Source organism: Runella sp. R0.1_18 (assembly GCF_057652155.1).
In genome coordinates this window covers 111173-136875 of record NZ_JBYFCK010000009.1, presented here as the reverse complement: position 1 = coordinate 136875, position 25703 = coordinate 111173, and the positions used below count along the sequence as shown (strand labels likewise).

Annotated in this window: 21 protein-coding genes; 12 read left to right on the top strand and 9 right to left on the bottom strand. The window is 44.0% G+C overall.

The annotated features are described in order from the left end of the window. Positions 1 to 76: 76 nt before the first annotated feature. The 7 genes from AC23P2_RS17105 (at position 77) to AC23P2_RS17075 (ending at position 9976) form a co-directional block, all read left to right on the top strand. On the top strand, positions 77 to 2797 hold the full coding sequence (locus AC23P2_RS17105; protein ID WP_487774325.1) for a TonB-dependent receptor: 2721 nt from the start codon (positions 77 to 79) through the stop codon (positions 2795 to 2797). Between the two features lie 89 nt (positions 2798 to 2886). Beyond that, complete coding sequence (locus AC23P2_RS17100; protein WP_487774324.1) at positions 2887 to 3645, top strand: hypothetical protein; 759 nt, start codon at positions 2887 to 2889, stop codon at positions 3643 to 3645. Between the two features lie 39 nt (positions 3646 to 3684). Beyond that, positions 3685 to 5337: a 7TM diverse intracellular signaling domain-containing protein gene (locus AC23P2_RS17095; protein ID WP_487774323.1), complete on the top strand. Its 1653-nt coding sequence runs from the start codon at positions 3685 to 3687 to the stop codon at positions 5335 to 5337. Between the two features lie 114 nt (positions 5338 to 5451). Further along, the gene (locus AC23P2_RS17090) at positions 5452 to 5796 is read left to right on the top strand and encodes a hypothetical protein (RefSeq protein ID WP_487774322.1); all 345 of its coding nucleotides are present in this window, start codon (positions 5452 to 5454) and stop codon (positions 5794 to 5796) included. 11 nt (positions 5797 to 5807) lie between these two features. Next, positions 5808 to 7046, top strand: a complete 1239-nt coding sequence (locus AC23P2_RS17085; RefSeq protein WP_487774321.1) for a sterol desaturase family protein — start codon at positions 5808 to 5810, stop codon at positions 7044 to 7046. Between the two features lie 4 nt (positions 7047 to 7050). After that, the gene (locus AC23P2_RS17080) at positions 7051 to 7488 is read left to right on the top strand and encodes a hypothetical protein (protein ID WP_487774320.1); all 438 of its coding nucleotides are present in this window, start codon (positions 7051 to 7053) and stop codon (positions 7486 to 7488) included. A gap of 58 nt (positions 7489 to 7546) precedes the next feature. Beyond that, complete coding sequence (locus tag AC23P2_RS17075; RefSeq protein ID WP_487774319.1) at positions 7547 to 9976, top strand: carboxypeptidase-like regulatory domain-containing protein; 2430 nt, start codon at positions 7547 to 7549, stop codon at positions 9974 to 9976. A 187-nt stretch (positions 9977 to 10163) separates the two neighbouring features. Here the strand turns inward: AC23P2_RS17075 and AC23P2_RS17070 are convergent, their stop codons facing one another. Both AC23P2_RS17070 and AC23P2_RS17065 read right to left on the bottom strand, forming a co-directional pair. Next, positions 10164 to 11684 carry a porin family protein gene (locus AC23P2_RS17070; protein WP_487774318.1) on the bottom strand — a complete coding sequence of 507 codons (1521 nt, stop codon included), beginning with the start codon at positions 11682 to 11684 and terminating at the stop codon, positions 10164 to 10166. Then, the gene (locus AC23P2_RS17065) at positions 11665 to 12246 is read right to left on the bottom strand and encodes an RNA polymerase sigma factor (RefSeq protein ID WP_487774317.1); all 582 of its coding nucleotides are present in this window, start codon (positions 12244 to 12246) and stop codon (positions 11665 to 11667) included. The genes AC23P2_RS17070 and AC23P2_RS17065 overlap by 20 nt, the downstream gene beginning before the upstream one ends. A gap of 194 nt (positions 12247 to 12440) precedes the next feature. Here AC23P2_RS17065 and AC23P2_RS17060 point away from each other — a divergent pair, with 194 nt between their 5' ends. Both AC23P2_RS17060 and AC23P2_RS17055 read left to right on the top strand, forming a co-directional pair. Further along, a complete protein-coding gene (locus AC23P2_RS17060) occupies positions 12441 to 12893 on the top strand; it encodes a hypothetical protein (RefSeq protein ID WP_487774316.1) in 453 nt (150 codons plus the stop codon). A gap of 1 nt (position 12894) precedes the next feature. Next, positions 12895 to 14226 carry a M64 family metallopeptidase gene (locus AC23P2_RS17055; protein ID WP_487774315.1) on the top strand — a complete coding sequence of 444 codons (1332 nt, stop codon included), beginning with the start codon at positions 12895 to 12897 and terminating at the stop codon, positions 14224 to 14226. A 2-nt stretch (positions 14227 to 14228) separates the two neighbouring features. On the opposite strand, the gene AC23P2_RS17050 is transcribed toward AC23P2_RS17055, so the two are convergent. The 7 genes from AC23P2_RS17050 to selD all read right to left on the bottom strand — a co-directional run bounded on the left by AC23P2_RS17050 (position 14229) and on the right by selD (position 20525). Continuing rightward, the gene (locus tag AC23P2_RS17050) at positions 14229 to 15980 is read right to left on the bottom strand and encodes an SMP-30/gluconolactonase/LRE family protein (protein ID WP_487774314.1); all 1752 of its coding nucleotides are present in this window, start codon (positions 15978 to 15980) and stop codon (positions 14229 to 14231) included. Positions 15981 to 16046: 66 nt separating this feature from the next. After that, positions 16047 to 16895, bottom strand: coding sequence for an inositol monophosphatase family protein (locus AC23P2_RS17045; RefSeq protein ID WP_487774313.1), 849 nt, complete (start codon positions 16893 to 16895; stop codon positions 16047 to 16049). Beyond that, positions 16895 to 17338: a DUF6036 family nucleotidyltransferase gene (locus AC23P2_RS17040; protein ID WP_487774312.1), complete on the bottom strand. Its 444-nt coding sequence runs from the start codon at positions 17336 to 17338 to the stop codon at positions 16895 to 16897. Before AC23P2_RS17040 ends, AC23P2_RS17045 begins: the two co-directional genes overlap by 1 nt. After that, on the bottom strand, positions 17286 to 17498 hold the full coding sequence (locus AC23P2_RS17035) for a hypothetical protein (protein WP_084332311.1): 213 nt from the start codon (positions 17496 to 17498) through the stop codon (positions 17286 to 17288). Before AC23P2_RS17035 ends, AC23P2_RS17040 begins: the two co-directional genes overlap by 53 nt. A gap of 3 nt (positions 17499 to 17501) precedes the next feature. Further along, positions 17502 to 18791 (bottom strand): lipoprotein N-acyltransferase Lnb domain-containing protein, encoded by a 1290-nt coding sequence (locus AC23P2_RS17030; RefSeq protein WP_487774311.1) that lies wholly within the window; start codon positions 18789 to 18791, stop codon positions 17502 to 17504. Continuing rightward, positions 18760 to 19434, bottom strand: a complete 675-nt coding sequence (rsmI, locus tag AC23P2_RS17025) for a 16S rRNA (cytidine(1402)-2'-O)-methyltransferase (RefSeq protein WP_487774310.1) — start codon at positions 19432 to 19434, stop codon at positions 18760 to 18762. Before rsmI ends, AC23P2_RS17030 begins: the two co-directional genes overlap by 32 nt. A 26-nt stretch (positions 19435 to 19460) precedes the next feature. Then, positions 19461 to 20525 carry a selenide, water dikinase SelD gene (gene selD, locus AC23P2_RS17020; protein WP_487774309.1) on the bottom strand — a complete coding sequence of 355 codons (1065 nt, stop codon included), beginning with the start codon at positions 20523 to 20525 and terminating at the stop codon, positions 19461 to 19463. Between the two features lie 307 nt (positions 20526 to 20832). Between selD and AC23P2_RS17015 the strand changes: the two genes are divergently transcribed. The 3 genes from AC23P2_RS17015 (at position 20833) to AC23P2_RS17005 (ending at position 25622) form a co-directional block, all read left to right on the top strand. Further along, positions 20833 to 24189: a TonB-dependent receptor gene (locus AC23P2_RS17015; RefSeq protein ID WP_487774308.1), complete on the top strand. Its 3357-nt coding sequence runs from the start codon at positions 20833 to 20835 to the stop codon at positions 24187 to 24189. 226 nt (positions 24190 to 24415) lie between these two features. Then, a complete protein-coding gene (locus AC23P2_RS17010) occupies positions 24416 to 24796 on the top strand; it encodes a response regulator (RefSeq protein ID WP_028526095.1) in 381 nt (126 codons plus the stop codon). Positions 24797 to 24854: 58 nt separating this feature from the next. Then, on the top strand, positions 24855 to 25622 hold the full coding sequence (locus AC23P2_RS17005; protein ID WP_472491793.1) for an MBL fold metallo-hydrolase: 768 nt from the start codon (positions 24855 to 24857) through the stop codon (positions 25620 to 25622). The last annotated feature ends 81 nt before the right edge of the window (positions 25623 to 25703 follow it).

Below are 25703 nucleotides of genomic sequence, written 5' to 3'. Positions count from 1 at the left end.
AAATTTTAAGCGTTTTTGCTCAATCATAAATGTTTGTATCTAAGTTTGCGGCAAACTATCCCACGAAAAACGAAAAATGAAACAATTTTTCACTCCCATTTTACTAAGTTTAAGTGCCATTAAATTTTCGTTTGCGCAAGTTCCAACCAAGAAAAAAAACCTCGAATTAGACACCCTTTATTTAAAAGAGGTGATTGTATCGGCCTCCCGCACCGCCGAGCCACTCATGGAAACTCCCGTTTCGGTCGAACGCCTCACTGCTGCTCAACTCAAGCGTCTGCCTTCTACCGAATTTATTTCGTCGCTCGCACGGCTGAAAGGCATTGATGTAAGCCAGTCGAGCTGGTTAATCACCAGTTTTAGTACCCGTGGTTTCAACAGTTCAAAAGCCGAGCGAGTCGTTCAGCTCGCCGACTACGTCGATGTAGCGTCTCCAACGGCCTCGCTTTACTACGGAAACTGGGTAGGCGTTTCGGAACTGGATATGGAAAGCGTGGACGTGGTATTTGGTGCCAACTCCGCTTTGTATGGTTCCAATGCCTTCAACGGCGTACTGCTCATGCACTCCAAAGACCCGTTCAAATACCAAGGGCTTTCGGCTTCGTTGCGAGGCGGGAATCGCAGCATGATTGACGGCCAACTCCGCTACGCCAAAGTGTTTGGTGAGCGTTTTGCGTTTAAAATCAGTGCCAACTACTTTGAAGCCGACGAATTTTTGGCTTCTAACAGTGCGGCTATCAAACGCGTCACTTCGGGAGGTTTGGCGGGTTCTGACCCTCTAAACAACGCCGAAGGAAGCAATACAGGCTGGAATGCCATCAACCGTTATGGTGAGGTTGGCAGCACCATCACCACACCCGCACTCACGGCTTTGAACAACAATCAAAGCTATCGCATTTACACACGAGGCTATACCGAAGCCGAAATGGCTAACTGGCCTGAGTCGTCGGGAAATCCGTTTAAATTGTTCAACAATGGCAATTATAAAGCAGGAAATTACCGTATCAACCCATCGTTTCATTGGCAAATTACCCCCAAAATCCGCGCAGTCTATGAATACCGCTTGTCGGTCAGCAATGGTATCTTCCAAAGTACCAGTCGCTACGCACAGCGCGGAATGAAATACGACGTCCATCGGGTCGAACTTAAAACCGACAAATGGTTTTTGCGGGCTTACACGGTATTCGATTACGGCGGTAAAGCTTACGACTTGGGTTCGTTGGCCAGCGGTTTGATGAACGCTCCCATGGCCGCAGGCAACCAGCCCAACGGCACACGCTATCCTACTTTTGCCCAAAACTATTTTTCAGTTTGGAACCAAGTCTTTACTGCTGCACGTAGCAATGGCTTAAACGCAGGAGCAGCTTTAAACGCCTTTGCACCAAATTCAGCGGGAGGAACGCCCAATCCTTACGTTCTTTCGCAATCCATTGCAGGAAACCAAAGCATAGAAGCCGCCCAAGCCTTGGCAACTCAGCTTGCTGCTGGCGTCCAGCTACCCGTTGGAAGTCCACTTTTCCAACAACTTAGAGAGCAAGTGGTGGCGGGAATTGGCCTGATTGATGTCAACGGAACCAAAACGGTGCGCGGAGCGGCTTTTGCCAACACTGCTCGTTTTTGGGATATTAGCGGCCAACGCGAATGGAATATTGGCAAACTCAACGCCATCGCTGGGGCGTCGTACCGTACCCATTTGTTGCAATCGGCAGGGACGTTATTTTCCGACGGCCCTAATTCGCCCATTGCCGCCAATACCAACGAGGTTCAGTACCGCGACCGCATCGTGAACTGGGACGGAGGCGCCTATGGACAGCTTCGATATAGCCTGTGGAAAAACCGCTTAAAACTAGCCGCCGCAGGACGTTTCGACCAATTCCGCAATTTTGGAGGGCGTTTTTCACCACGCGTTTCGGCCGTACTTTCGCTGGGTGACAACCGCCAACATAACTTCCGCGTCAACTACGCCCAAGCCTTTCGCCAACCTGCGCAGTTAGACCAGTTTATTTATCTCGATTTTGGTACGTTGTTGGTAGCAGGAAACGTCACCAACGGCTACCAAGGCTTAAACGCGGTTTCGGCTTCGCCCAATGGACAAGCGAATCCCGATTTCTTGAAACCCGTCACGATTCAGAAAATTGCCCCCGAACAAATGAATACTTGGGAAATTGGCTATAAAGGTCAGATTGTCAAAGGCTTGTACGTGGACGCCAGTTATTATCGTTCGGTTTATAACAATTTTATCGGAACCTTACGTTTTTATGGGCGCGAAGATGGGCTGGCTCCAACGGGCGTTCCACTGCCTTCGGCCACGGGTGATTTTGCCAAACCTTCCACCGACCGTACGCGTGGACGTTTGATGCAAACTTGGGCCAATGCCGATAAAGAAGTGCATACGCAGGGAGCCATCGTGAGTCTTGAGTATTTCTTCTCCAAAAAATTAAACATTAATTCTAACTACACTTGGTCGAATATCAACGAAAACGATGTCCCAGGCTTGATTTTAGGATTTAATACCCCTACCCACAAATTCAACGTAGGAGTACAAGGAGAGCCTTTGAAAAACGCTTCGTACGCATTTAACTATCGCCACACCAGTGGATACACCTATTTTATGCCCGTTGATGAGGGTTACATCCAAGCTTTTGGAACGTTGGACGGACAAGTGAGTTACCGTTTACCAAAAATCAAAAGTACCCTTCGCCTTGGTGGCACCAATTTACTGAACACCAACGCCGTACAAGTCTATGGAGCTGCACCCATCGGCCGAATTGTTTATTTAGGTTGGGTATTCGAGTAAATTATTTTATTCACTTGCAAGACGAGCGAGTTTTACGATATTTATATCCTAAAACTCGCTCTTTTTATTCACACTAACCGCTGCCAACTATGGAATCTTACGTAGCCCGCTGGGCCTCTCAACACGCTCGGCCAGCCATTTTGGTCATTGTACTCTGTGAACTAACCAATGCTTGTATTGGAATCACGGTAGGCAGCGCGCTGTTAGTGGGGTTATTGTCTTCGCAACTATTCATACTTATTGGGAGTGCGCTTCTGGTTCGAACCTTAGTTTTACAGTATCAAAAAATAGAATTTCAGCACCTTCATTCAACCACTCGGTTTTTGTTTCAAAAGCGAATTTTTGTCAGTCTTTTTTGTCTCAATTTGTGGATTTACACCTTGGGGGGAGCTGTACTTGGCGGCCTGGTGCAATCGCCACAGCCAACCACCAGTCTCCATGGAAGTATGACCGTGGTAACAAGCGAGCAACGTCCCCATTTTTCTAAAAAACTTTCCCAAATAAAAGAAGATGATAAGAAAGCTAAATCGTCGAATGAGGGACTGTTACGTCTTGGTTATATTTTGCTGTTTGTGGCGGGTATAGTACTCGCTTACATCAGTGCTGCATTAGCCTGCAACCTTGCCTGTGCTGGCATTGGTTGGGCGGCGGTGGCTATGATTTTGTTGGGTTTAGGTATCTTGGCAGGTGGTTTTTATTTTTTGGGGCGGGCCATTGATAAACACATGAAACCCTTCAAAGAAATGACACTCGACGAACGAAAACGAGAAAAACGGCGCTATTGGCGCACAGCCTTAGGGACTGTTTTAGCAACTGTTTTTTTAATGTTGATTTCCGCACTTTCATAAAGTTCTCGTTAGCTATCCACCTTCTCCTCCCCTTTGAAAATGAAAAATTATCTACTCGCACTATTATTAGCCGTAGGAGGTTATTGTCGGGCACAACCCTCCAAATTAACTTATACGAATCCAAATCAGTTGGTCGAAATTGGAGGTACTGCTGGGTATTTTGTGGACAGTAGTAATCAACTATCTCACTTGGAGGTGGCAAAGATTCCCGATACCCAATTTGTAAATATTCCTGATAAAATCATCAACTTGGGTTTTTCACCTTCTCGGATATGGTTCAAGTTCGATTTACAGAACCGCACTAGCGAAACCCTTTATGCGCTTTTTCTAGCGCAAGACATTGATTATATTGATGCTTATGTGGTAAGTGAAGACACTACTTATTATCTGGAAACGGGGGCATTGCGTCCTTTTGAAAACCGCTATTTCCCCTTCAATAGCATTGTACTCAACTTAGGGAAGCACCCAAAATACCTATTTGTAGGTCTTAAAGATATGAATGGCTTAGTATCTCAAATCGAACTGGGAGCAATTAGGCCATTGGTAGCACGGGTCTATCGTGAAACACGCGTCAATTTTTTTGTGTTGGGGGTCATGGTGTTAGTAGCATTACTGAGTTTCTTCATGTACGCTACCCTAAAAGAACGCACTTACTTATTCTACGGACTTCATGTCGTTTTTTCGGCACTTACTTTTCTTAGCTTTGAAGGTTATCTGTTTGATTTTTTATGGCGAGAAATGCCTTTTATGAACAATGGTATCAATTCGAGCCTGATACGTTTATGTGCGCTTCTGACCAGTATTGGGTTTTCTGTTTCGTTTCTTAATATCCCCAAAGTATTGCCACACCTGCATCGGCTATTTCAAGGACTGGGGACGTTGGCAACGCTTATTATTTTAGCAAAACTCTTTGGTGTTCAAAAAGCCGAAATGGTTTTTAACATTGTGGTTTTGATTACTTTTTTGTCGTATTTAATTGTAGGTTTTTGGCTTTATCAGCGTGGTTTTAGCCCAGCACGGTTCTATTTGTTAGGATGGGGTATTTATATTATTGAAATATTGCTAATCGTATTGACTTTGTTCAATATCCTTTCTTTTGAGCATGTTTTTACTTATTACGGCTACCACATTGGCATCTTAATTCAAGCAACTTTTCTAACTTTTGCCCTGATGGACCGAGTCAACACCCTGCGTAAAGAAGGAAAAGAAGCCCAAGAGTTGGCCATTCAACGCCTTACTGAAAACGAACGATTGATTGCCGAACAAAACCAAATGATGGAAAAAGAGCTCACGCAGCAGCCTACCGCTGGAGAAGATTTGCAGCGGTTTCTAAGAATGATGCGTGACGAACGAGAAAAGGTCAAGAAAATCCCAATTGCAACTTTGGAAGGAGTGCTTCTTTTTCCTGTAGCAGACATTGTACGTATAGAAGCAATGGGCAGTTATACCAACGTTTATTTCTTCAATCGTCAAAAAATGGTAGCATCTCGCTCATTGGCAGAATTTGAACAGCAACTGAAAGAGTACGACAATTTCTTCAAAGTGCATAAATCGCACATCATTAATCTCAACTTCGTGACCAAGTATGTTAGGGGCGATGGCGGGGTTGTGTTTATGGAAGATGGCAGCGAAGTGGACGTAGCACGTCGCGTAAAACCCGATTTTTTACGGGCAATGGGGCTGGAAAGTTGACGATTTTCTGCCGAAGATAAACCGATTACTGCCGTTGGAAAACAGATGGTGGCTTCGTAAGAGAAAGAAAGTGATTTTTGATTCGAGTTTTACCAACCTAAACCAACGAATCTTATGTCCCGACTCTTTCGCTTCACTTTGGGTCTATATACCCGAGATGTAACCACTCGTTCCGAAAATGTTGCTGCCCGAATCTCATTCGTGGCAGGGATATTCAGTGCCACCTTAGTCGCTATTAGTTTTATTTTCTCATCCTCTTCTTCTTTTGTTTTTGCCGCAGTATTGGGCGGGGTTGCCGTAGGCTTTGGAATAAGCGGATTGATTCACCGAAAAGAGCTATTGGCTTCTAAATACGTTAATCACCCCAATATAGGCTCGTTACGGTTGGGGTATAAGAAATCCTATACGGGGATTGTACTAGGGACAATTGGCGTTGGGACAGGCATTTATTTTTACTAAACCTTACGAACATGGAACAAATCACTTTTTCCACCCAAAACATTTACACCCTTCTTACCCCGCTGGCGTTGTTTTTTATTGTCATTGAGGTAGGTCTGTGTCTTTATTACAAACGGAATTATATTTCCTTCGCCGAAGCCATTGCCAACTTCGGAACGGCACTGGGCAATCAGACAATCAATGTTTTAGTAGCGGCGGGAGTATATGTAGTTTATGGCTATCTGTGGGACAACTATCGGTTGATTGATGACCTTCCGATGAACGTTCCAAACTTTCTGCTTTTGCTCCTTGGCATTGATTTTATCTTTTATTGGGTACATCGTTGGGGACATGAAATCAACATTATGTGGGCGGCACATTCACCGCATCATAGTGCCCAAGAAATGAATTTTTTTGTAGCATTACGAGCAAGTGTTACCCAACGTTTATTTTCTTTTGTGTTTTTTTGGCCACTCACCCTCATTGGTTTTAAGCCGTTTGATATTTACATGATGACGGGGATTCACTTGTTTATCTCGTTTTTGCACCATACCGAATTGATTCCTAAACTCTGGCGTTGGATTGAATTTATTTTTACCACACCTTCGCATCATCGGGTACATCACGGGGTAAACTTTAAGTATTTAGACAAAAACTACGGGGAGTTTCTCATCATTTGGGACCGCTTGTTTGGTTCTTTTGAAGAAGAGACCGACAAAGTGATTTATGGTATGTACGGGCAAGCCCAAACTTGGAATCCGATTGTGATTAACTTTCATTATTACAATATTCTCTGGAAAGATGCGGTAGCGGCTACAAACTGGTGGGATAAAATCAGGATTTGGTTTATGCCCTTGGGCTGGCGTCCTTCCAATTTGCCACCTAAACCGCCATTGGAGGAGATTACGCTTCAAAATCAACGACGCATTGCCCTTAACCCTTTCCCACAATCAAAACTGTATCTGATACTGAGTGCCGTTTTTGGTATTGTGTTGATGTTGCTCATTATTAGTCCTAATTCTTCCTGGTCAACAGTAGAAAAAATCATAGGTAGCGGCTTACTTTGGCATTTAATTGTCAATTGGAGCGGCATTTTAGAATCAAAACGCTGGCTTTTTACCTCCGAAATCATTCGAATTGTGATGACTGTACCAATTTTAATCATGTTTGGAAACATGGCAGACAAACCCGTTGGATTGAGTATTTGCTTGGTATATCACATGTATTGTTTGGTGTGGACAGGAATGTTTTTTAGAGGCAATTCAAACTAAAATCATGAAATATTTACCCCTTTTGCTCCTGAGTTTGTTTTTGCTCGTGGTTCCCCAAGCACAATCGGCAAATCACAACCCATCGGATAGTATATTCTATCCTAAAAATAGCACAGATTCTATCGTAGTGAAGAGAGAAAAAAAACACGCTCCAGCAAAAGTAATAGCCATCAGTGGCATCATACTTATCGTCGCAGGCGGTTTACTTGGAAGTAGTCTATTTGCTATTTTCGGAGCAATAGCCATTATCATTTCCATCATCATCGCTAAGATGAGGTCTAAAAATATGCCCCCGAAAACACCAAAATCAGTACATGATGCTTCCCCAAAAAAGGGAATTGTCTCAATATGGAGAGCATTATTGATTACATTAGTTGGAATTGGGGTTGGAATTTTATTGTTCTGGGGATTAATGTATCTGACGCTATCTAGGGGCATCTGACGTAGCAATCGTTTTTTCAACTGTAGATTTTCCATCATTGTTTCTAAATTACCTTACTATGAAAACCCTACTTTTATCCGCGTTTCTTTTATTAGTTACTCTTTCCACTTTCGCCCAACCCACCCAAACCGTTCGTGGAAAAATTGTCGATAAAGAATCCAAATTTCCATTGATAGGCGTGACAGCTCTTTTGCTCAATAATGCAGCCCAGCCCGTAGGAACAGTGACGGACGTTGACGGTAATTTTCGGTTACCCAGTGTCCCCGTAGGCCGACAAACTTTGCGTTTTTCGTTGGTAGGTTACAAAGAAATTTTACTCAACAACATCGTCGTAGAAGCAGGCCGCGAAACGGTTTTGAACCTCGAAATGGAAGAATCTGTGACAGAACTCAATACGATAGTCGTGAAAGTCAAACGCAACGGCGAAGCCGCCAACGAAATGGCTACGGTCAGCGCGCGTCAGTTTTCGGTGGAAGAAACAGGACGCTATGCGGGAAGTCGCGGAGAACCTGCTCGGATGGCATCTAACTTTGCGGGCGTACAAGGGGCGGATGACTCGCGCAACGACATTGTCATTCGCGGAAACTCGCCATCGGGGGTGCTTTGGCGACTGGAAGGTATCAACATTCCGAATCCCAACCACTTTGCCATTTCGGGGACGTCGGGCGGGCCTGTGGGAATTATCAACAACAAGTATTTGGCTAATTCTGACTTTTTCACTGGCGCATTTCCTGCCGAATTTGGCAACACAACATCAGGCGTTTTTGACCTAAAACTGCGCAACGGCAACGACGAAAAGCACCAGCTTTCGGCCCAATTTGGGTTTCTGGGTACGGAATTTTTGGCCGAAGGGCCGTTGTCGAAAAAAAGCAAAGCTTCCTACTTGGTGACAGGCCGCTACGCCAACTTATGGCTGTTCAAAAAAGCGGGTATCGACATCGGCACTGAAGCTACCCCAACCTACGCCGACGGCTTTGCACGTTTTAATTTTCCATTGAAAAAAGGCGGTAATGTTGCGGTTTGGGGCGTAGGCGGCGCCAGCACGATTGATATTTTAATTAGCGAACAAGAAGCGTCCGACCGCAATATTTTTGGGCAAAACGACCGCGACCAATACTTCTCTACCAACATGGCAGTAGGCGGAATCACGCTGAATAAACCTATCAATAAGAGCACATTTTTTAAAGCAACTGTAGCCGTTTCTGCCAACAGCCAAGACGCTAACCACGATTTTTTGTTTTTACGTAAAAATGCCCAAGGAGAGCCATTCATCGAGAATAAACGCTTTGTGATCGACTCACTTCGGCCATTATTGGATTACAAGTTTACCGAAAACAAATATTCGTTGGCTACTTATTTGAACAGAAAATGGGGAGCAAAAAGCACATTAAAAGTAGGATTAACGGCTGATTTATATAGCTTTACGGCTTTTGACCAAGCCCGCTCTTTTAATGAAACCACCCAAAAATGGAACGATTGGGTGACCCGCTGGAACACCAATAATGCGACGTATGTGTTACTACAGCCTTACGTTCAGTTCAAACATTACCTCACCGAAAACTTTTCGTTCAACGCGGGACTTAGTAGCCTTTACAGTTCTATCAATACCAATAGTTACTCCATTGTCGAACCAAGACTAGGGTTTGCCTTGGAACTTCCCCAACGTCAAAAACTCACATTTGCTACGGGCTTACATAGCCAGGGGCTGCCTTCATACCTTTATTTTTATGACCAAGGAGGTGCAAATAGCAGTACGCGATTCCCCGTCAAAAACGTAGGTTTCTCCAAAAGTTGGCATTTTGTGGCTGGGTATAGTAAAATGCTCGCGGATAATTTGCGCTTGCTAGTAGAAGCGTATTACCAAAATCTCTTCGATATTCCCGTTGAAAAAACCATTTCTTCGTATTCCTTGGTCAACTCGGGGGCGGGCTTTTCTCGGTTATTCCCCAACCAACTTCAAAATGGCGGCATCGGTCGGAACTACGGAGTTGAAATGACCTTGGAAAAGTTTTTCAGCAACAGCTATTATTTTTTGGTAACGGCGTCGTTGTTTGATGCCAAATACCAAGGCTCGGATAAGATTTGGAGAAATACTGATTTTAACGGAAAATATGCCTTCAACGCGCTGTTTTCTAAAGAGTTTACGTTCAAAAAACGAAAAAGTCTTAACATCGGCGCAAAGCTCACGGCCACGGGTGGTCGCTGGTACGGCCCTGTTGATGCAACGCAATCGCGGTTAGCCCAAGAAATTATTTATGCCGATGCCACACGTAATTCACTACAATTCAACCCTTACAAGCGTTTTGACCTAAAAACAGAATACAAAATCAATAAAAACCGCTTGACGCATACCATTGCGGTGGACATTGTGAATGTACTGGGTAGCAAAAATCAACTGAGTCTAAGCTATATCCCGCAAGCGCCGTACTTTAAACAAGAATATCAGCTTGGGTTCTTACCTGTGTTCTTTTATCGGATTGATTTTTAAGAAATTAGCCTTGATTCGGTGTTTGGGTCGGGTTTTGAGAAACCCTCAGCACACGGTGGCGCAGGTTTTGTTCGGGTTTTGAGAAACCCTTCACACTGTTATTCGGGTTTTGAGAAACCCTCAGCACACGGTGGGTCGGGTTTCTCAAAACCCGACCACTACGCCGAGTACCAGCGCCAAGGGTTTCTCAAAACCCCGCCCGCGATAAACGATATTTAGCAGAAATAAAAATGCCTGAAGTCTGAAGTCTAATTTTCCCAAAGCCCACTTCGGCCATGGGAATTTTCCAAAATGGCTCTACTTGGAGAGAAAAATTACGACCTATTTGTTGTTCCACTCCTACCGAAGCATTCAACACCCCCAACCAATAACTGCCCGTTGAGCCTTCCCAGTTCATCCATTTTGGATAGGAATGCAGTGGGTAGGTATAATCATACCTTTCATTCATCATCTTGTAACTCGATACACCCGACGATACAAACCACCGACTTCGACGACCTTCCAAAACATCAAAACGGACGTTGATAGGAATATCAAGTACCTTACAATTGGCCGCCACTTCGGTTGGTCTGGCTTTTTGCGAGTTCCAAATTTCAGGCCATTTGTACTGCTCACCCGTGGCAGTATAGACCTTATCACTTTTTATAACACCTAATTGAATGCTCCAGCGGCGTGCAAAACGGTACTCCAACGTCATACCCAACGCCAAACGGGGATTTTTAAGCATTTCGCTCGACGAGATAAAACTCAAATCTGGCGTCGCTAACACACGCGTGCTCAGTCCTTTCTGAAAAGCGGTGGGAGGGTCAGCCGATTCTTTTTTCTTTACAACAGGTGTCGGAGCGGGTGGCAAATACGCTACCGTTGGCTCTGCAACAGGTACGGCAAGCAACTTCCAGTTTTTTGCCATAAGTTCGTTCAAGGTGACATTGAGATGTGTAGGCCCATAAGGTTCATTGGAAAAATCCTGTGACACACCCTCATCTGGCTCGGTATCCTTTGCAACTGAAACCGTCATATCTCTCTTTTTATCTTGCTTTCTTTCTGAGGAAAAAACATCCGACGGAGACGTCGAACTTACCTTTGCAGCCGTAACTCGTTTGTTTTTTGAATCCTTTATCCAACGAGCCGTTTGCCCCGTTTCAGCGGTTTGTTTTAAAACAGGCTCTTGCGTATTTTTAAGAGGAAGTAATTTTTTACGGGTTACACCTACTGCATCAGAACGCTCTTTTATAGACACAATGGACTGACTTTTACCTTGTTGAATTTGGGTAATCTGCTCTTTTTCTTTTTTGTCCAACGCTAGGCGCGGTTTTTCATCCAGCAAAGGAGCTTCTTCTTGCGCTGCTTCGGGGTTGGCTTTTTCCATTTCAGAAGCATTGATTTCTTTGGCAACTTTTTGAGATTGGCTTGGCTCACTTACCTTCGGAGCATTTAGTTTGGTCGCTTCTGTCTTTGTTTCAATTTCCGTAGAAACGGCCTCCCTTTTACTTGTATTAGGCCAAAACCAATAACTTCCCAAACCTAAAAGCAACACAATACCTCCAATGACCCCTGCGCGGCGCCACCACCAAGCTCCTGGCTTTTTGTCCTCGTCGTCCAACTTACGGCGCATGGCTTCCCATGCTTTTGGGTCAAACGTTGGCTCAAACTCCTCAGACGATTTTCTGAAGAGTTCGTCCAGCCTGTCATCTGGTAACTCTTGCATACTCATCGTTTCCCTTTTTCAATAACATACTTCTTAAATTTTCGCGGGCCCGTGCCAAGTTTGACTTGGAAGTTCCCTCACTAATACCCAGTTTTTGGGCAATTTCTTCGTGTGAATAACCGTCGATTACGTATAAGTTAAACACGGCTCGGTACGAAGGTGTCAGTTGTTGAACCAACCCAATCAATTCTTCATATTCCAATTGGCTATGGGCAGAATGACTCTCCGACGCTGTGGCCGTGTTTTCGATGCTACTAATGTCATCGTGATTTTGAAATTTCACGTTTTGACGATAAAAATCCAAAGCAGTATTGATCATGACCTTTTTGAGCCACACTTTGAAAGGCTTATCGGCATCGTACATCTGCACTTTTTGGAAAATTTTTAAAAAACCATCGTTGACAACCTCCAGCGCCTCATCTCGATTGGGCACATAACGCATACACACTCCCATAGCGTAGCCATAAAATTGCTTGTAAAGCAATTCTTGACACTTACGGTCATTGCGCAAGCAGCCCTCAAGAAGTTCCGGTAATGTTTTCAACGCACGAGAAAATAACATTCAATATAGCGTTACGGATAGGAAGTCAGAAAGGTTGCGTCAGGATTGAAAAAAACAAAGTTTTCATCTTTGGTCAAGTTAAGGCATTTTTAGGTAAATTCCCACAAAACCGTTGGATAATTTTCAATGGTTTGGCGTGCAAGCTGACTAAACTATTGATACCTTACATTGATTTTTAACAAACAGTCCTTTCCATGAAAACAAGGAGGCTATTACTACTATTTATGCTCTTGGGAGCTTTTACGCATTTACGAGCACAGGAAGAGGCGAAGATCATGTTTTTGACGTTTAAAATCTCCAAAGTGAAAAACGGGGATGATTTTCAAATTCAACTTCTGGACAAAAAAATCGTAAATGGAAAAATCAAAAACGAAAAGGTGCATTCGCATACTCCCGACAAGCTTGTCTTTTCCATTCTGGATGCGCAACAGCAATTGGCCAAAAGCCTTGAAATTGATAACCCACTGAGCACGTCCATAGAATCGTTTGAACCTGATGGCACCATTCATCGGCACGTTGCTACGCAAGAATCTTCCGAGTTTATAGTACGTTTTCAATACGCCAGCCAGATGAAAAAACTCACCTTGCAGCCCCAAAACAAACGAGCAAGGCTACAAAATTTTTCCACTTTTAGCATGGACTTGTAAAATGAAAAGATTTATACTCCTATTTGGGTGGCTGGTAGGTGCTAGTTTCTCATTTGCCCAAACTTTTCCGAAAGAATCTTTGCTCAACAACGGCGACCGAAGTAAACTGATAAACATTGTTGTATTAGGTGACGGATATACCGCAGCGCAACAAGACCAATTTAAAGGCGATGCCCAAAACATCACCAATTACTTATTCTCAGTTACCCCGTTTAAAGAGTACAAAAACTACTTTAACGTCGATATTGTCAAGGTGCCTTCCAATCAATCGGGGGCCAAACACCCTGCGACCGCCACCGATGTGAATGAGCCAGTCATTCCTGCGTCAAACCCAGACAATTATTTTGGTTCAACTTTTGACTATGGCAACATTCACCGACTTTTGGTTCCTACCAAATACGCCGCTATTTCTTCAGTATTGGCCAGTAATTTCCCTGATTATGACCAAGTTTTAATCATTGTCAACTCCACCGAATACGGAGGTTCGGGAGGCGCTTATGCCACTACTTCCATCAATGCTAGTGCTTTTGAAATTGCCGTACATGAGCTAGGCCACTCTTTTTCAGCTCTTTCTGACGAATATTGGGCAGGAGATGTTTACGCCCGCGAATCGGCCAACATGACCCAGCAAAGCAACTCTAGTTTGGTTAAATGGAAAAACTGGTACGGCATCAACAGCGTAGGAATTTTTCAACATGGGACAAGCGGGAACCAAGCCCTTTGGTATCGCCCCCACCAAAACTGTAAGATGCGATTTTTAGGCGTCAATTTTTGCTCGGTGTGTCGAGAAGCCATCGTTGAGCAAATCCACAACTTGGCCAGCCCCATCACAAGTTTTAGCCCCGCCAACAGTGCCACCCTTACGGCCAATTCAAACCTCACCTTTGCATTATCAACTTTAAAACCAGTCCCAAATACGCTCGAAATCACTTGGACGCTCAACGGCAATTCGTTGATAACCAATAGTGACACCTATCTTTTAAACACCAGCAACCTCGCGTCAGGTAATAATACCTTGGTGGCAAAAGTGATTGATAAAACTACCTTATCTAAGTCTGACACTCACCCAACCACCCATCAGTACTTGGTTTCGTGGAATATTCAATACACACCCTGCCCCGATGCCATCGTGATGGCAAGCCCTACCGACAACCTCACCGCAGGAAGCACCACCAAGAAAGCCAACAAAACAGTCAATGCCGCCAATAAAATCAGTGGAAATGCCACCAATGTCATTTACCGAGCAGGCCAAGCGATTACGTTAGAGCCAGGGTTCACGGCCGAAAACACCACTATTTTTACAGCCGAAGTCAAGGTAAATCCGTGTAATTAGGATTAAAGCCTCGGCGGGGCAGGCTTGTTTGGCGTGCCCCACGCAGTTGCTCCTTTTACTTTCACTTTGCGTTTGTAAACCTTATCGCCGCAAGTGGCGTACAATACATCAAAATTTTTGCCCCCAAAACAAAGATTAGAAACATCGCCATTGGGAGTCGGAATGATGGCATTCACCCGCCCCGCTTGGTCGCACACTTGAATGCCCAAGCGGGTAGCCACGTACAAGCGACCCTCTCGGTCGGTCTTCATTCCATCTGCTCCTGCATCATCGGCGGTGTCGGGCGCGTGTAGCCAATAGTATTTTTGTTTGTTGGCCAACGTACCATCGGGTAAAATCGAATAGCTATATACCCAATGAGAACGCGTATCAGAAACATACAGCAATGTTTGGTCAGGTGAAAGAGTAATCCCATTCGGAAATTTTAGTCCCTCGTCCACCACCAATTTTTGCCCATTTGGACGCACTAACCACACTTTACTTGGCACTTTTGGGTCGGGCGACGGACTCGTTACGTAGGTATTTCCGTTGCTAGCCACTACCAAATCGTTCCCTGCAAACCCTTCTGTGATTTTTGTACGTTTTCCGCCCGAATCGTACGCATTGATTATTTTGGTTGACAAAGTGGAAGAATACATTTTCCCATCGGGATTGAAAGCTAACCCATAAGAGTTTCCTGAATTTTTGGCAAATAACCCCACTTGGTTGTTATCACCCACTTTCCAAAGTGTAGCTGCATTGCCATCGGCAAAAAACACCTCTCCTTTGGCATTTGCGGCGGGTCCTTCGGCAAATTTATACCCTTCGCCTACCAAATGCCAATCTTCGTTAGGGAGTAAAATATCGTTAAGCATGGGGTTCTTGGTTTGGCCGACTTTCGGAGTTTGTGGCCAGTCTTTCCATAAAAAACGCATGGCATCCGCAAAAATAGCCGTACCATGCTTGCCATTATGTGCTCCTTCGCCCCAGACGTGCTGCACTTCATAGCCCGAAAAAATCAACGCCCGCTCCATCGTCTGATTCGCCATCCACCAATCGCCCGCGTAGATATTTAAGTCATTCGTACCGTCTTGTAAAAAGATACGCAATGGTTTAGGTTCATATTTCCGAACTAGCGTCGCATAACGGTCTGCGCCACGCAAGCCCACATACGTACCAATTGCGCTAAAAACCCTTGAAAAGGCATCGGGGCGCTCCCAAGCAGCCGTAAACGCACAAACAGCTCCACTACTCGACCCACCAATGGCACGGTCATTGCCGTTTTTCGACAGTCGAATAACTCTTCCATCCGACGTTTTTTTGGTTTCTACTTCGGGAAGGAGTTCTTCTAGCAAAAAACGAGCATAAGTATCCCCAAGTCCATCGTATTCAAAACTGCGATTAAAACGGTCTAGCGCTTTCTCTGGTTGTTCGGCTTTCACTCGCCCGTGCATCACAAACACTCCGATAGTAACGGGCATTTCTTTTTGGTGAATAAGGTTATCAAAAACCGTAGGCGCTTGCCACTGAACCCCATCTTGGTTGACATAAACACAGGCAGGTTGTGAAGGCGTGTATTGAGCAGGAACGTACACCCAATATTCCCGCCAAGTTCCTGGGAAGAATTTCGAGTTTTCGAAAGTAAATTTAAGAATTTCCCCTTTAGGTACACCCTCTTTGACTTTTGCATCGGGATGAACGGGATATTCTTCGGGTACTTGGGAGTAAAGCGAAAAGCTTACGAGAAAGAGACTAATCGTCAAAAAGGCTTTCATATTGGTAACGTTTGTGAGTTACCTATGAAAGCCTTTTTTAAAGAACAATTACCTGTCGTTGAGGAGTTATCCCCAATGTTCTTGAATAACTTCTAGCAATTCGGTTTGGGCAGCGCAACCCGCAATGACGTCTCCGCCAAAAAGCCAATTTTGCCCGCCTGAGAAGTCAGTGATTTGCCCACCTGCTTCCAAAATTAGTAAAGCACCAGCGGCCATATCCCACGAATTGAGGTTATATTCATAAAAAGCTTCAAAACGCCCCGCCGCAACGTAGGCTAGATCAATGGCTGCCGCTCCCATTCGGCGCAAACCATGACAACGCTGCATGAGGGTTTCTAAGATTTTGAGGTAACGGTCTTGCTTTTCAAATTTATAATAGGGAAAACCCGTAGCTAGTAAGCTATCTCCAAGGGTTGACGCAGCCGACACTTTTAGACGAGTAGCCGTTTCCAAAAACGATTCATCGAGTGGCAATCCCCCTAAGATATACCGTAGGCTCAAACTCCACGCCCCCCCGCCTTGCCATCCATAAAAAAGCTCCTCCGTTCCTAGATGATAAATCACCCCTGCAATAGGGATGCGATTTTGCACCAATCCCACACTTACACAATATACGGGTAGGCCGTGGATAAAATTGGCCGTTCCGTCGAGCGGGTCAATCACCCAGTACAATTCATCGGGATTAGACTCCTCACCTGCCGTACCTTCTTCCGTAATAAATCCTGCTTCAGGTAAAATTTGACGCAAACCAGAAACCAGCATTTTTTCAGTTTCTTTGTCAACGTACGAAACGAGGTTATTGGCGGCTTTGTACTCGGTTTGTGAGCGGTCAAATTTGGCCGCTTCTTGTTTGATAAATCCTCCCGCTTGGCGGACAATTTCTATGGTTTGTAATGTAATATTTTCGAGGTTCATTACTCTAAATTTTCTAAGTTTTGTAGGTCATTCAAATCTTGGGGTCTCCCCAATGTTTTCTTGTTTTTTATCAATTCTCTCAAATTAATAAATTTGATTTTGACTCCTTGTACTTCCAACTCAATTTTGTTTTGATAACATTCTTCAAACGTCACCCCAACTGTAAAAGTCATTAAATCAATCCATCCATCGTATCGACTAAAAGACAAGTAGTTAGGCACTAAAATAAAATCCAAAACTTCAAACTCTCCATTAGTAAATCCGTATTTTTCCAATGCCAATACAATTTTTTGTGCATTTTCAGGTGTAGGATTCACAAAAATATCAATATCTCCCGTCGTTCTCAAATACCCATGAGCTATAACAGCATGACCACCTAGAACTACATACTCAACCTTTTCTTCGTTTAATAGGCGTACGAGATTTAAATATTCTGGTTCCATTATCTAATGGCGGATTTAAAGGATTAGCACTGTAAATTTCTTTGGCGTGAAGGATTAATTGCAAGGCCGCAGACAAACGTTCTTGTGGCGTTTTACTATGCCAATATCCCTTGTCATATTTAGGAATATTTTCTGGATTCTGTGATTTAAAAATTGCCATCTCTTAACGCTTTGTTTTAAGTAAAAAGAACAACCGATGGACAAGGCAGAAAATGAGTAACCAAGCCTCGACAGGCATCCCAACAAATGAGCCTTTGATGACACTGCCCACTGCCACTACCAACAAGTAAAGCCCCACCAGTCCAAAACTGATTTGTAGGTATTTTACGACCCAATTCCGTTGTTGAACGCCACTAAAGAAAAAAGCCAAAGGCAAATGAAGCGGTAACATCCAGAGAATGTGCGGATTCCAAGCCGTAACGCCGTGGTTGGTGGCGGTGGCTAGGCCAAACAAAATCCAGCCCATCAGCCCAACAATCGTAAAAAGTATTTTATCAAAGGTATAACCAATCTTTACTTTTTGTTGCTGTCGGCGGGTATGCCAAATGGTGCCTAACACCAACAAAATCAACAAAAACAGCGGACTCGCGTACCAAGGTTGCGACCGCTGGGCCATGTGCGAGAAATTGGTCACCACCAATGGTTGGGTAGCACTTACGAGCGGCTTGCCTCCGACTTTGGCTTTGTCAAAATGGTGCATCAAATTGTACGGCAAGTACATTTCCTGCATGGGTGTAGCTACATCGTCGGAAGGAAGTCCTAGGGCTAAATTCATTAAGAATCGTTCCCAAGGTTTTTCCACCAAGTAATCATTCATCCATTCCCGAAAACTTTTTGCTTCTCCTTCGATAGGTTTGTTATAATACACCAAGCTATCGCCGCAAGCCGCCGTGAGCGCGTCGCGCAAACGCGTGGAGCAGTTGTCAAAAAAGAAACGGTATTGGTATTCGCGATTTTGGGGCAAGGCGTTATTTTCCAGAAAATCGTACAGACGCTGTTTTTGCATTTGCGAAAGGTTCAGCACTTGCTCGGTCATGTCTCGGCGCTCGGCTTCGTAATGCGGCACCACGTACTCCATCGGAATCACAGACAGTGTGTAAGGCAACGTTCCTTGCACAAACTTCAACAAAAAGTTGCCCGTTTGAAACGTAAACGTCCCGTAGTTGTAGTTCTTATTAATCCCATTGGCAGGGTCAGACACCCACAACGAACTATGTCCAAAACCACTTCCTTCAAACACACTGTTACCAGGGGCAATGGTCACCAAGCTGATTTTAGCGTCTTTGGTAAGGGTTTGAGCAAAGAGAGAAGAGGCAAACAGCAGGGAGAAGAATGGAGCTAGATACCTCTTTCGTCGGTATGACAAAACAAGTAATTTCCGAACAGAAACCCCCAAACAGGAAACAGGAAACAGGAAACTTCTATTTCCCTGATACGACAATAACGATTTCACCTTTGATTGTTTTTTCGGTAAAGTAAGTAATAATTTCAGTTAAAGTACCTCTGACGGTTTCCTCAAACATTTTTGTCAATTCCCTCGAAACCGACGCCTGACGGTCGCCCCCAAAATACTCCGCAAATTGTTCCAACGATTTCAAAAGTCGATGCGGTGATTCGTAGAAAATCATGGTACGTTCTTCTTCTTTAAGTTCGGTCAAGCGCGTTTGTCGGCCTTTTTTGTGGGGTAAAAAACCCTCAAAAGTAAAGCGGTCAGAAGGTAGTCCCGAATTGACCAAGGCAGGAACAAAAGCCGTCGGGCCAGGGAGGCACTCTACTTCCACGCCGTTTTTGAGGCATTCGCGTACCAACAAAAACCCTGGGTCTGACACCGCAGGCGTTCCCGCATCCGACACCAAGGCCATGCTTTCCCCTTTTAAGATTCGGGCGATGATTTTTTGAACTGTTTGGTGTTCATTATGAATATGATAACTCTGCATGGGTTTTGAAATCCCAAGGTGCTTGAGCAGATTTCCTGAGGTACGGGTATCTTCTGCCAATACCACATCCACGCTTTTGAGGACATTAATGGCGCGCAGGGTGATGTCTTCTAGGTTGCCAATGGGCGTAGGTACAAGATATAATTTCGGACTTACCATAACTGAAGTTCAAATACTAAATTCAACTATTTCACATAAACAACTTTCTCTCGTTTTTCTACCAGTTTTCCAAAGGTTTGTAGTTCAAAGCCACGTTCTTCCATCAATGCCTCAAACTCCTCTTGGGCATCCACTTCTACCGCAATTAGCAATCCGCCACTGGTTTGTGGATCTGCCAAAATGAACTTTTGTAATTCGGATACCTCTCCTATCTTATGGCCGTAGCTATCCCAATTCCTAACCGTACCGCCTGGAAACGACTTTTGGGCCAAATAATCTTCAATAAAAGGCAATTTGGGTACTTTGTCAAAATCAATTTCAGCACTCAGCCCACTTCCTTCGGCTATTTCAATCAAATGCCCTAGCAACCCAAAACCAGTTACGTCAGTCAAGGCCGTCACGTAGGGTAACGTACCCAACACTGCTCCGATTTGGTTGAGTTGCATCATTTGCTGAGGCGCAATATCGGCGTGTTCGTCCTTGAGAATTCCTTTTTTTTGCGCCGTAGTCAGAATACCTACGCCTAGTTTTTTGGTCAAATACAAAAGGCAGCCCTCGGTGGCTGTATCGTTTTTTTTGAGGTTTGGAATTGCCACTTTACCCGTCACGGCCAAACCAAAGATGGGTTCAGGGCTGTCGATGCTATGCCCGCCCGCCAACGGAATCCCTGCTTGCGCACAAACCGCGCGACTCCCCTCTATTACCTGCGCAGCTACTTCGGGCGGGAGCTTATCGATAGGCCACCCCAAAATCGCAATGGCCAATAGCGGAGTACCCCCCATGGCATAGACATCCGAAATGGCATTGGCCGAGGCAATTCGACCAAAATCAAAGGCGTCATCGACGATGGGCATAAAAAAATCGGTCGTGCTAACAATCGCTTCCCCGTTGCCTAAATCCATCACAGCGGCATCATCGCGAGAAGCGTTTCCTACAAGAAGCGATTGATTCTTGGCGTTGGAAGGGTGTGGACTGCCAACTATGGACTGTTGACTTAAAATTACATCCAGCACTTTAGGGGATATTTTGCAGCCGCAGCCAGCTCCGTGGCTGTATTGGGTCAACTTGTACGATTTTAAGTCAGTTGTCATCAGTGATTCAAATCTTCGGTCTAAAAGAAGTGCAAGTAAACATTTTTTACGTGACACTGTTGTATGTACAAACAATTAGGTTTAGAAATAAATGGAAGGTAACAATTTTTTAACCTAGTTTTTTTGAAATTTTGAGCTAAAAAATTGTTTTATTCCAATAAATCAAGCAGTTCCCAATGTTAACTTGGTATTATATTAAGAATAGGCTTTTGTTTGTCAATCAATTTTCTTGTTTCTTTGCACCGCATTTCATTGCTTATCAGCAATTAAAAACCAAATCATAATTCTAACCAACTTCCCAAATTGTATGAACTTTCAATTTCTACGAAAGAGCAAAGCAGTAATTGGACTTTTCGCAGTCATTGCCGCTGTTTTTATGGGTTTATCTTCCGCCAACGCACAGGTGACGGCCTCTTCAATCAGAGGTATTGTCAAAGACACTAAAGGCGCTGAGTTGCCAGGTGCTACTGTCGTGGCTATCCACACACCATCTGGTTCTAAATACGGAACTGTTACCAACGACAAAGGACGCTTCGTTCTTCCGTCAGTTCGTGTAGGTGGTCCGTACAAAGTTATTGTTACGTTTGTCGGTTTCAAAGAGCAATCTAAAGACGATATTTACGCCAACTTAGGTGCTTCTGCCGATGCTAATTTTAACTTGACTGAGGACGGAAAAGAACTTCAAGAAGTAGTAGTAACAAGCGGTCGTTCGGACATCTTCTCATCTGGCCGTACGGGTGCTGCCACTACGTTAGGTTTGAATGCTGTTAACAGCTTGCCTACCATCGGTCGTACCATCAATGATATTACGAAATACAATGCTTACAGCAACGGTCGCTCATTTGGTGGTCAAGATAGCCGTTTGAACAACTTCACCATCGACGGTTCGGTGTTCAACAACGGTTTCGGTTTGGGTTCTTCAGCACAAGCAGGTGGACGTACAGGAACAACAGCCGTTTCTTTGGACGCCATTGAACAAGTTCAAATCAACATCGCTCCTTTCGACGTTCGTCAGTCAGGTTTTGCTGGCGCGGGAGTCAATGCGGTTACTCGCTCAGGAACCAATGAAGTCTCTGGTTCTGCTTATTTTCTCACAAGAGGAAATAGCTTGGTTGGCAAGAAAGCAGATGGCCAAAGCCTCCCTCCAGTGAACGTGAACGAAAAAACGTTTGGATTCCGAATTGGAGCACCTATTATTAAAGATAAGCTCTTTATTTTCGCTAACTTCGAAAATTTTGTAAGTTCTACTCCAGCACTCTCGTGGGTAGCAAATCGTTCAGGTGCAACAGGGAACGTTTCTCGTGTAACGGCGGATGATTTGAATGACCTAGCTAGTTTTATGAAAACAAACTTCAACTGGGACGCAGGAGCGATTGATAACTTCAACAACGATGTAACCAGTAGAAAAGGACTTGTTCGTTTGGATTATAACATCAATAATAACCATAAATTGTCTGTTCGTTACTCTCATCATAATTCAGAGTCTGAACAAGCTATCAGCAATAGTAATAGTAGTAATACAGCAGGTTTTGGTAACAGAACAGGATATGCAACTGGTTCATACGCTGGTAATTTAGCCTTATCGCCAGAAAACACAGGTTATATTATTGCTGATAATACTCGTTCGTTAGTGGCGGAATTAAACTCAAATTTCGGAGGTAAATTTGCCAACAACTTCATCGCTACCTACAACAAGCAAATTGAAGACCGCCAATACAGAACCGATATCTTCCCGACGGTTGATATTTTGAAAGAGGGAACAACCTATACTACAGTAGGTTTTGACCCATTCACGCCTAACAACAAGTTGAACTACTCAACGTTGAACTTTACCAACAACTTGAGCTACTTCGCTGGCAAGCACACATTCACGTTGGGTCTTTCTTACGAGCACTTTACTTCAAACAACGTATTCTTCCCTTCATCAAACGGGGTATGGGTATTTAACTCAATTGCAGATTTCAAAACAGCAGCCTTGGCTTTCAAAGCAAATCCAAGTTTAGCAACGTCACCTGTACCTGTGGCACGCTTCAACTACCGCTATTCACTTTTGCCAGACGGAGCAGAACCATTGCAAACATTGAAGCAATCAACTTACGCAGCTTACATACAGGATGAATTCCAAATAAGCGACAAATTCAAATTGACAGGTGGTGTACGTTTCGACTTGTTTGATTACAACGATGACCTTGCAAAAGACTTTAACAACCCAGTAGTAGCTGGTTTGACGTATAAAGACGAAAACGGGCAAGATCTGAAAGTTAGCACTGGTACTTTCCCAAGCAATAAATTGTTGGTGTCTCCTCGTCTTGGTTTTAACTACGACGTAAAAGGTGACAGAACAACGCAGGTTCGTGGGGGAACAGGTATCTTCGTATCACGTATCCCACAAGTATTGGTTTCAAACCAATTGGGGAACAACGGGGTAAACACGGCCGTTCTTAACTTCACTAACACTACGGCCTACCCTTTCACAACCGATCCAAGCCGTTATAAGCCTGCTACGACTGACATCACTAGATTGCCTGCTTACGTAATCAACGCTTCAGTAGATGGTTTGAAAAACCCAGTAATTTGGAAAACAAACTTGGCGATTGACCAGAAACTTCCTTTCGGTTTGATTGCTACCGTAGAAGGTATTTACAACAAAAACGTGCAAGCACTTCGTTACATTGACGCCAACTTGAAAGGACCAAGCACTAACTTCACAGGCCCTGATACACGCGGTCGTTTCCCTGCATCAGGCTTATCGGGTGCAGCAGTGAACCCAGCTCGTTTTATCAACGCTGCTAACACCAACGCCTTTATCTTGACAAATACGAAAGAAGGATACGCTTACTCTTTCACAGCTAAGTTGGAAAAAACAGCGACAAAAGGGTTGAGTGGGATGCTAGGATATACTTACGCAGTTGCCAAGGACATCCAGTCAGTAGCCAGTACTGTATTGGCCAACATTCCAACAGTAGCAGGTCAAAACTACTTGACGCCATCATGGTCTGACAACGACCTTCGTCACCGTTTTGTAGGATACCTCAACTATCGTCTCAATTATGGTGGTAAATTGGGAGGTTCGACCATGTTTACTTTAGGGATGGTTTCCAACAGTGGATTTAAAGGTTCTTATACTTATGGAACTGATTTGAACGGTGACGGTCAAAATAACGACCTTATTTTTGTACCTAACAAAGGTTCTGATTTAACTTTTGCTTCTTTAACTACTGGTGGCAAAACATTTACAGCAGATCAACAAGCCGCTGCGTTGGATGCCTATATAGATGGTAACCCTTACTTGAAAAGCCGCCGTGGCCAATACGCAGAAAGAAATGGAGTAACTTTCCCTTGGCTTACTCGTTTTGATCTAACAGTTGAGCAAGATTTTTATGTTTCTGTAGGCGACAAAGGCAAAAAGAATATCATTCGCCTACGCTTCGACGTTCTTAATGTTGGGAATTTACTGAATAACAAATGGGGTGTAGGTAACGTTTCAACTTCCCTAAACCCACTGAGACATACGACTATCAGTGCTACGGGAGTTCCTACTTATACTTTTGGTACCCAAGTTGTAAATGGAGAGACCATTCTTCTTAAAGACTCATTTGCAAAAAGTATCAATATTGACAACGTATGGCAGGGCCAATTCGGTATCCGCTATATCTTCAACTAATCGGTTGATTCTCATACCAAAAAATCCCGCACTTAGGTGCGGGATTTTTTGTTTTTACGCCTCTCCTCACCCGTTAAAAGTTGTAAGTAAAATTGGGCTGATTAAGAAAAGCGCTAACTTTTACATTTTACATTTTTCAGTTTAAAATTTTTCGGTTTACTTAGTGTCTCATTTCTTTGAACGTTTGCCAAGCAAAGCTTTAAACCACCAAAAACTTCCTATTACCATGTCGCAAAAGCGCGTACTTATTGCCGAAGACAGTTCTGTAATCCAAAACCTAGCAAAGAAAATTTTGGAGTTCCAAAACTTTGAAATTACTGCCGTCAAAAATGGCGAGCAAGTGCTACAGATTTTGGATAAAGAAGATTTTGAGATTATTTTGCTCGACATAAACATGCCTATCATGGATGGTATGGAATGTGTAAAGGCAATTCGGGGACTAGCCAACAAAGCTAAAGCGCAACTTCCAGTGGTAGCTATTACTGGAAATGCTAAAAACTACTCTGAAGAAGATTTTACTACCGCAGGATTCAACGATGTACTCGTAAAACCGCTCAATTTTGACCGCCTCGTTGAAATTGTAAATGAACTGACTGCCGCAGAATAATAACGAACGATGGGGTTGCGTAAAAGCATTTTTACGCAACCCCACTATTTTATAACGAATGGTCATTACGCTCCTTGGGACAGGGACATCTTCGGGAATTCCATTGATTGGTTGTCGTTGTGACGTTTGTCGGTCGTTGGACTACCGCGACAAACGCCTTCGGGTGTCTGTCTATGTCGAAACACAAGGCAAGTGTTTTGTAATCGACACTGGCCCAGATTTTCGCCAACAAATGCTGCGTGAAGACATTACCCAACTCGACGCAGTTATTTTTACGCACCAGCACAAAGACCATACCGCGGGCTTAGACGATGTCCGTGCCTTTAATTTTCTTCAAAACAAAGACATGCCCGTCTATGGGCGTTTGCAGGTCTTAGAACAGTTAAAACGCGAGTTTGAATACGTATTTGCCGACTACCGCTACCCAGGTATTCCGCGACTTCAGCTCCACGAAATTACCAATACCCCTTTTGACGTCTTGGGAGTTACGTTTACCCCCATCGACGTGCTTCACCATCGCTTGCCCGTTTTTGGCTTCCGCATTGGCAATTTTGCCTATCTAACCGACGTTAATCATATTCCCGAAGCAGAACTAGCGAAACTTCAAAACCTAGATGTTCTGATTTTAGGAGCCTTGCAGCGCGAAACGCACATTTCGCATTTTAATTTGCAACAAGCCATTGATGTTGTGTCAATTTTAAAGCCCCAAGTGACCTATTTTACCCATCTGAGTCATAAAATGGGCCGCCATGCCGAAGTAGAAAAAGAATTACCCGCTCACATTAGGTTGGGATTCGATGGGCTAAAAATTAAGCTCGAAGACTAATTTTTAGTGATTTTTTCTATCAAAATTTTTGGCGTAAATTTTGCACCAAATCGCAGTGTTCCTGCTTTACTTTTATCTTAG

Coding starts and splice junctions, on each gene's coding strand:
- AC23P2_RS17015 (WP_487774308.1), top strand. CDS start 20,833: ATGAACTTTCAATTTCTACGAAAGAGCAAAGCAGTAATTGGACTTTTC.
- AC23P2_RS17050 (WP_487774314.1), bottom strand. CDS start 15,980: ATGAAAGCCTTTTTGACGATTAGTCTCTTTCTCGTAAGCTTTTCGCTT.
- AC23P2_RS17065 (WP_487774317.1), bottom strand. CDS start 12,246: ATGTTATTTTCTCGTGCGTTGAAAACATTACCGGAACTTCTTGAGGGC.
- AC23P2_RS17005 (WP_472491793.1), top strand. CDS start 24,855: ATGGTCATTACGCTCCTTGGGACAGGGACATCTTCGGGAATTCCATTG.
- AC23P2_RS17095 (WP_487774323.1), top strand. CDS start 3,685: ATGAAAAATTATCTACTCGCACTATTATTAGCCGTAGGAGGTTATTGT.
- AC23P2_RS17100 (WP_487774324.1), top strand. CDS start 2,887: ATGGAATCTTACGTAGCCCGCTGGGCCTCTCAACACGCTCGGCCAGCC.
- AC23P2_RS17105 (WP_487774325.1), top strand. CDS start 77: ATGAAACAATTTTTCACTCCCATTTTACTAAGTTTAAGTGCCATTAAA.
- rsmI (WP_487774310.1), bottom strand. CDS start 19,434: ATGGTAAGTCCGAAATTATATCTTGTACCTACGCCCATTGGCAACCTA.
- AC23P2_RS17070 (WP_487774318.1), bottom strand. CDS start 11,684: ATGCAAGAGTTACCAGATGACAGGCTGGACGAACTCTTCAGAAAATCG.
- AC23P2_RS17010 (WP_028526095.1), top strand. CDS start 24,416: ATGTCGCAAAAGCGCGTACTTATTGCCGAAGACAGTTCTGTAATCCAA.
- AC23P2_RS17085 (WP_487774321.1), top strand. CDS start 5,808: ATGGAACAAATCACTTTTTCCACCCAAAACATTTACACCCTTCTTACC.
- AC23P2_RS17035 (WP_084332311.1), bottom strand. CDS start 17,498: ATGGCAATTTTTAAATCACAGAATCCAGAAAATATTCCTAAATATGAC.
- AC23P2_RS17040 (WP_487774312.1), bottom strand. CDS start 17,338: ATGGAACCAGAATATTTAAATCTCGTACGCCTATTAAACGAAGAAAAG.
- AC23P2_RS17080 (WP_487774320.1), top strand. CDS start 7,051: ATGAAATATTTACCCCTTTTGCTCCTGAGTTTGTTTTTGCTCGTGGTT.
- AC23P2_RS17090 (WP_487774322.1), top strand. CDS start 5,452: ATGTCCCGACTCTTTCGCTTCACTTTGGGTCTATATACCCGAGATGTA.
- AC23P2_RS17055 (WP_487774315.1), top strand. CDS start 12,895: ATGAAAAGATTTATACTCCTATTTGGGTGGCTGGTAGGTGCTAGTTTC.
- AC23P2_RS17060 (WP_487774316.1), top strand. CDS start 12,441: ATGAAAACAAGGAGGCTATTACTACTATTTATGCTCTTGGGAGCTTTT.
- selD (WP_487774309.1), bottom strand. CDS start 20,525: ATGACAACTGACTTAAAATCGTACAAGTTGACCCAATACAGCCACGGA.
- AC23P2_RS17045 (WP_487774313.1), bottom strand. CDS start 16,895: ATGAACCTCGAAAATATTACATTACAAACCATAGAAATTGTCCGCCAA.
- AC23P2_RS17075 (WP_487774319.1), top strand. CDS start 7,547: ATGAAAACCCTACTTTTATCCGCGTTTCTTTTATTAGTTACTCTTTCC.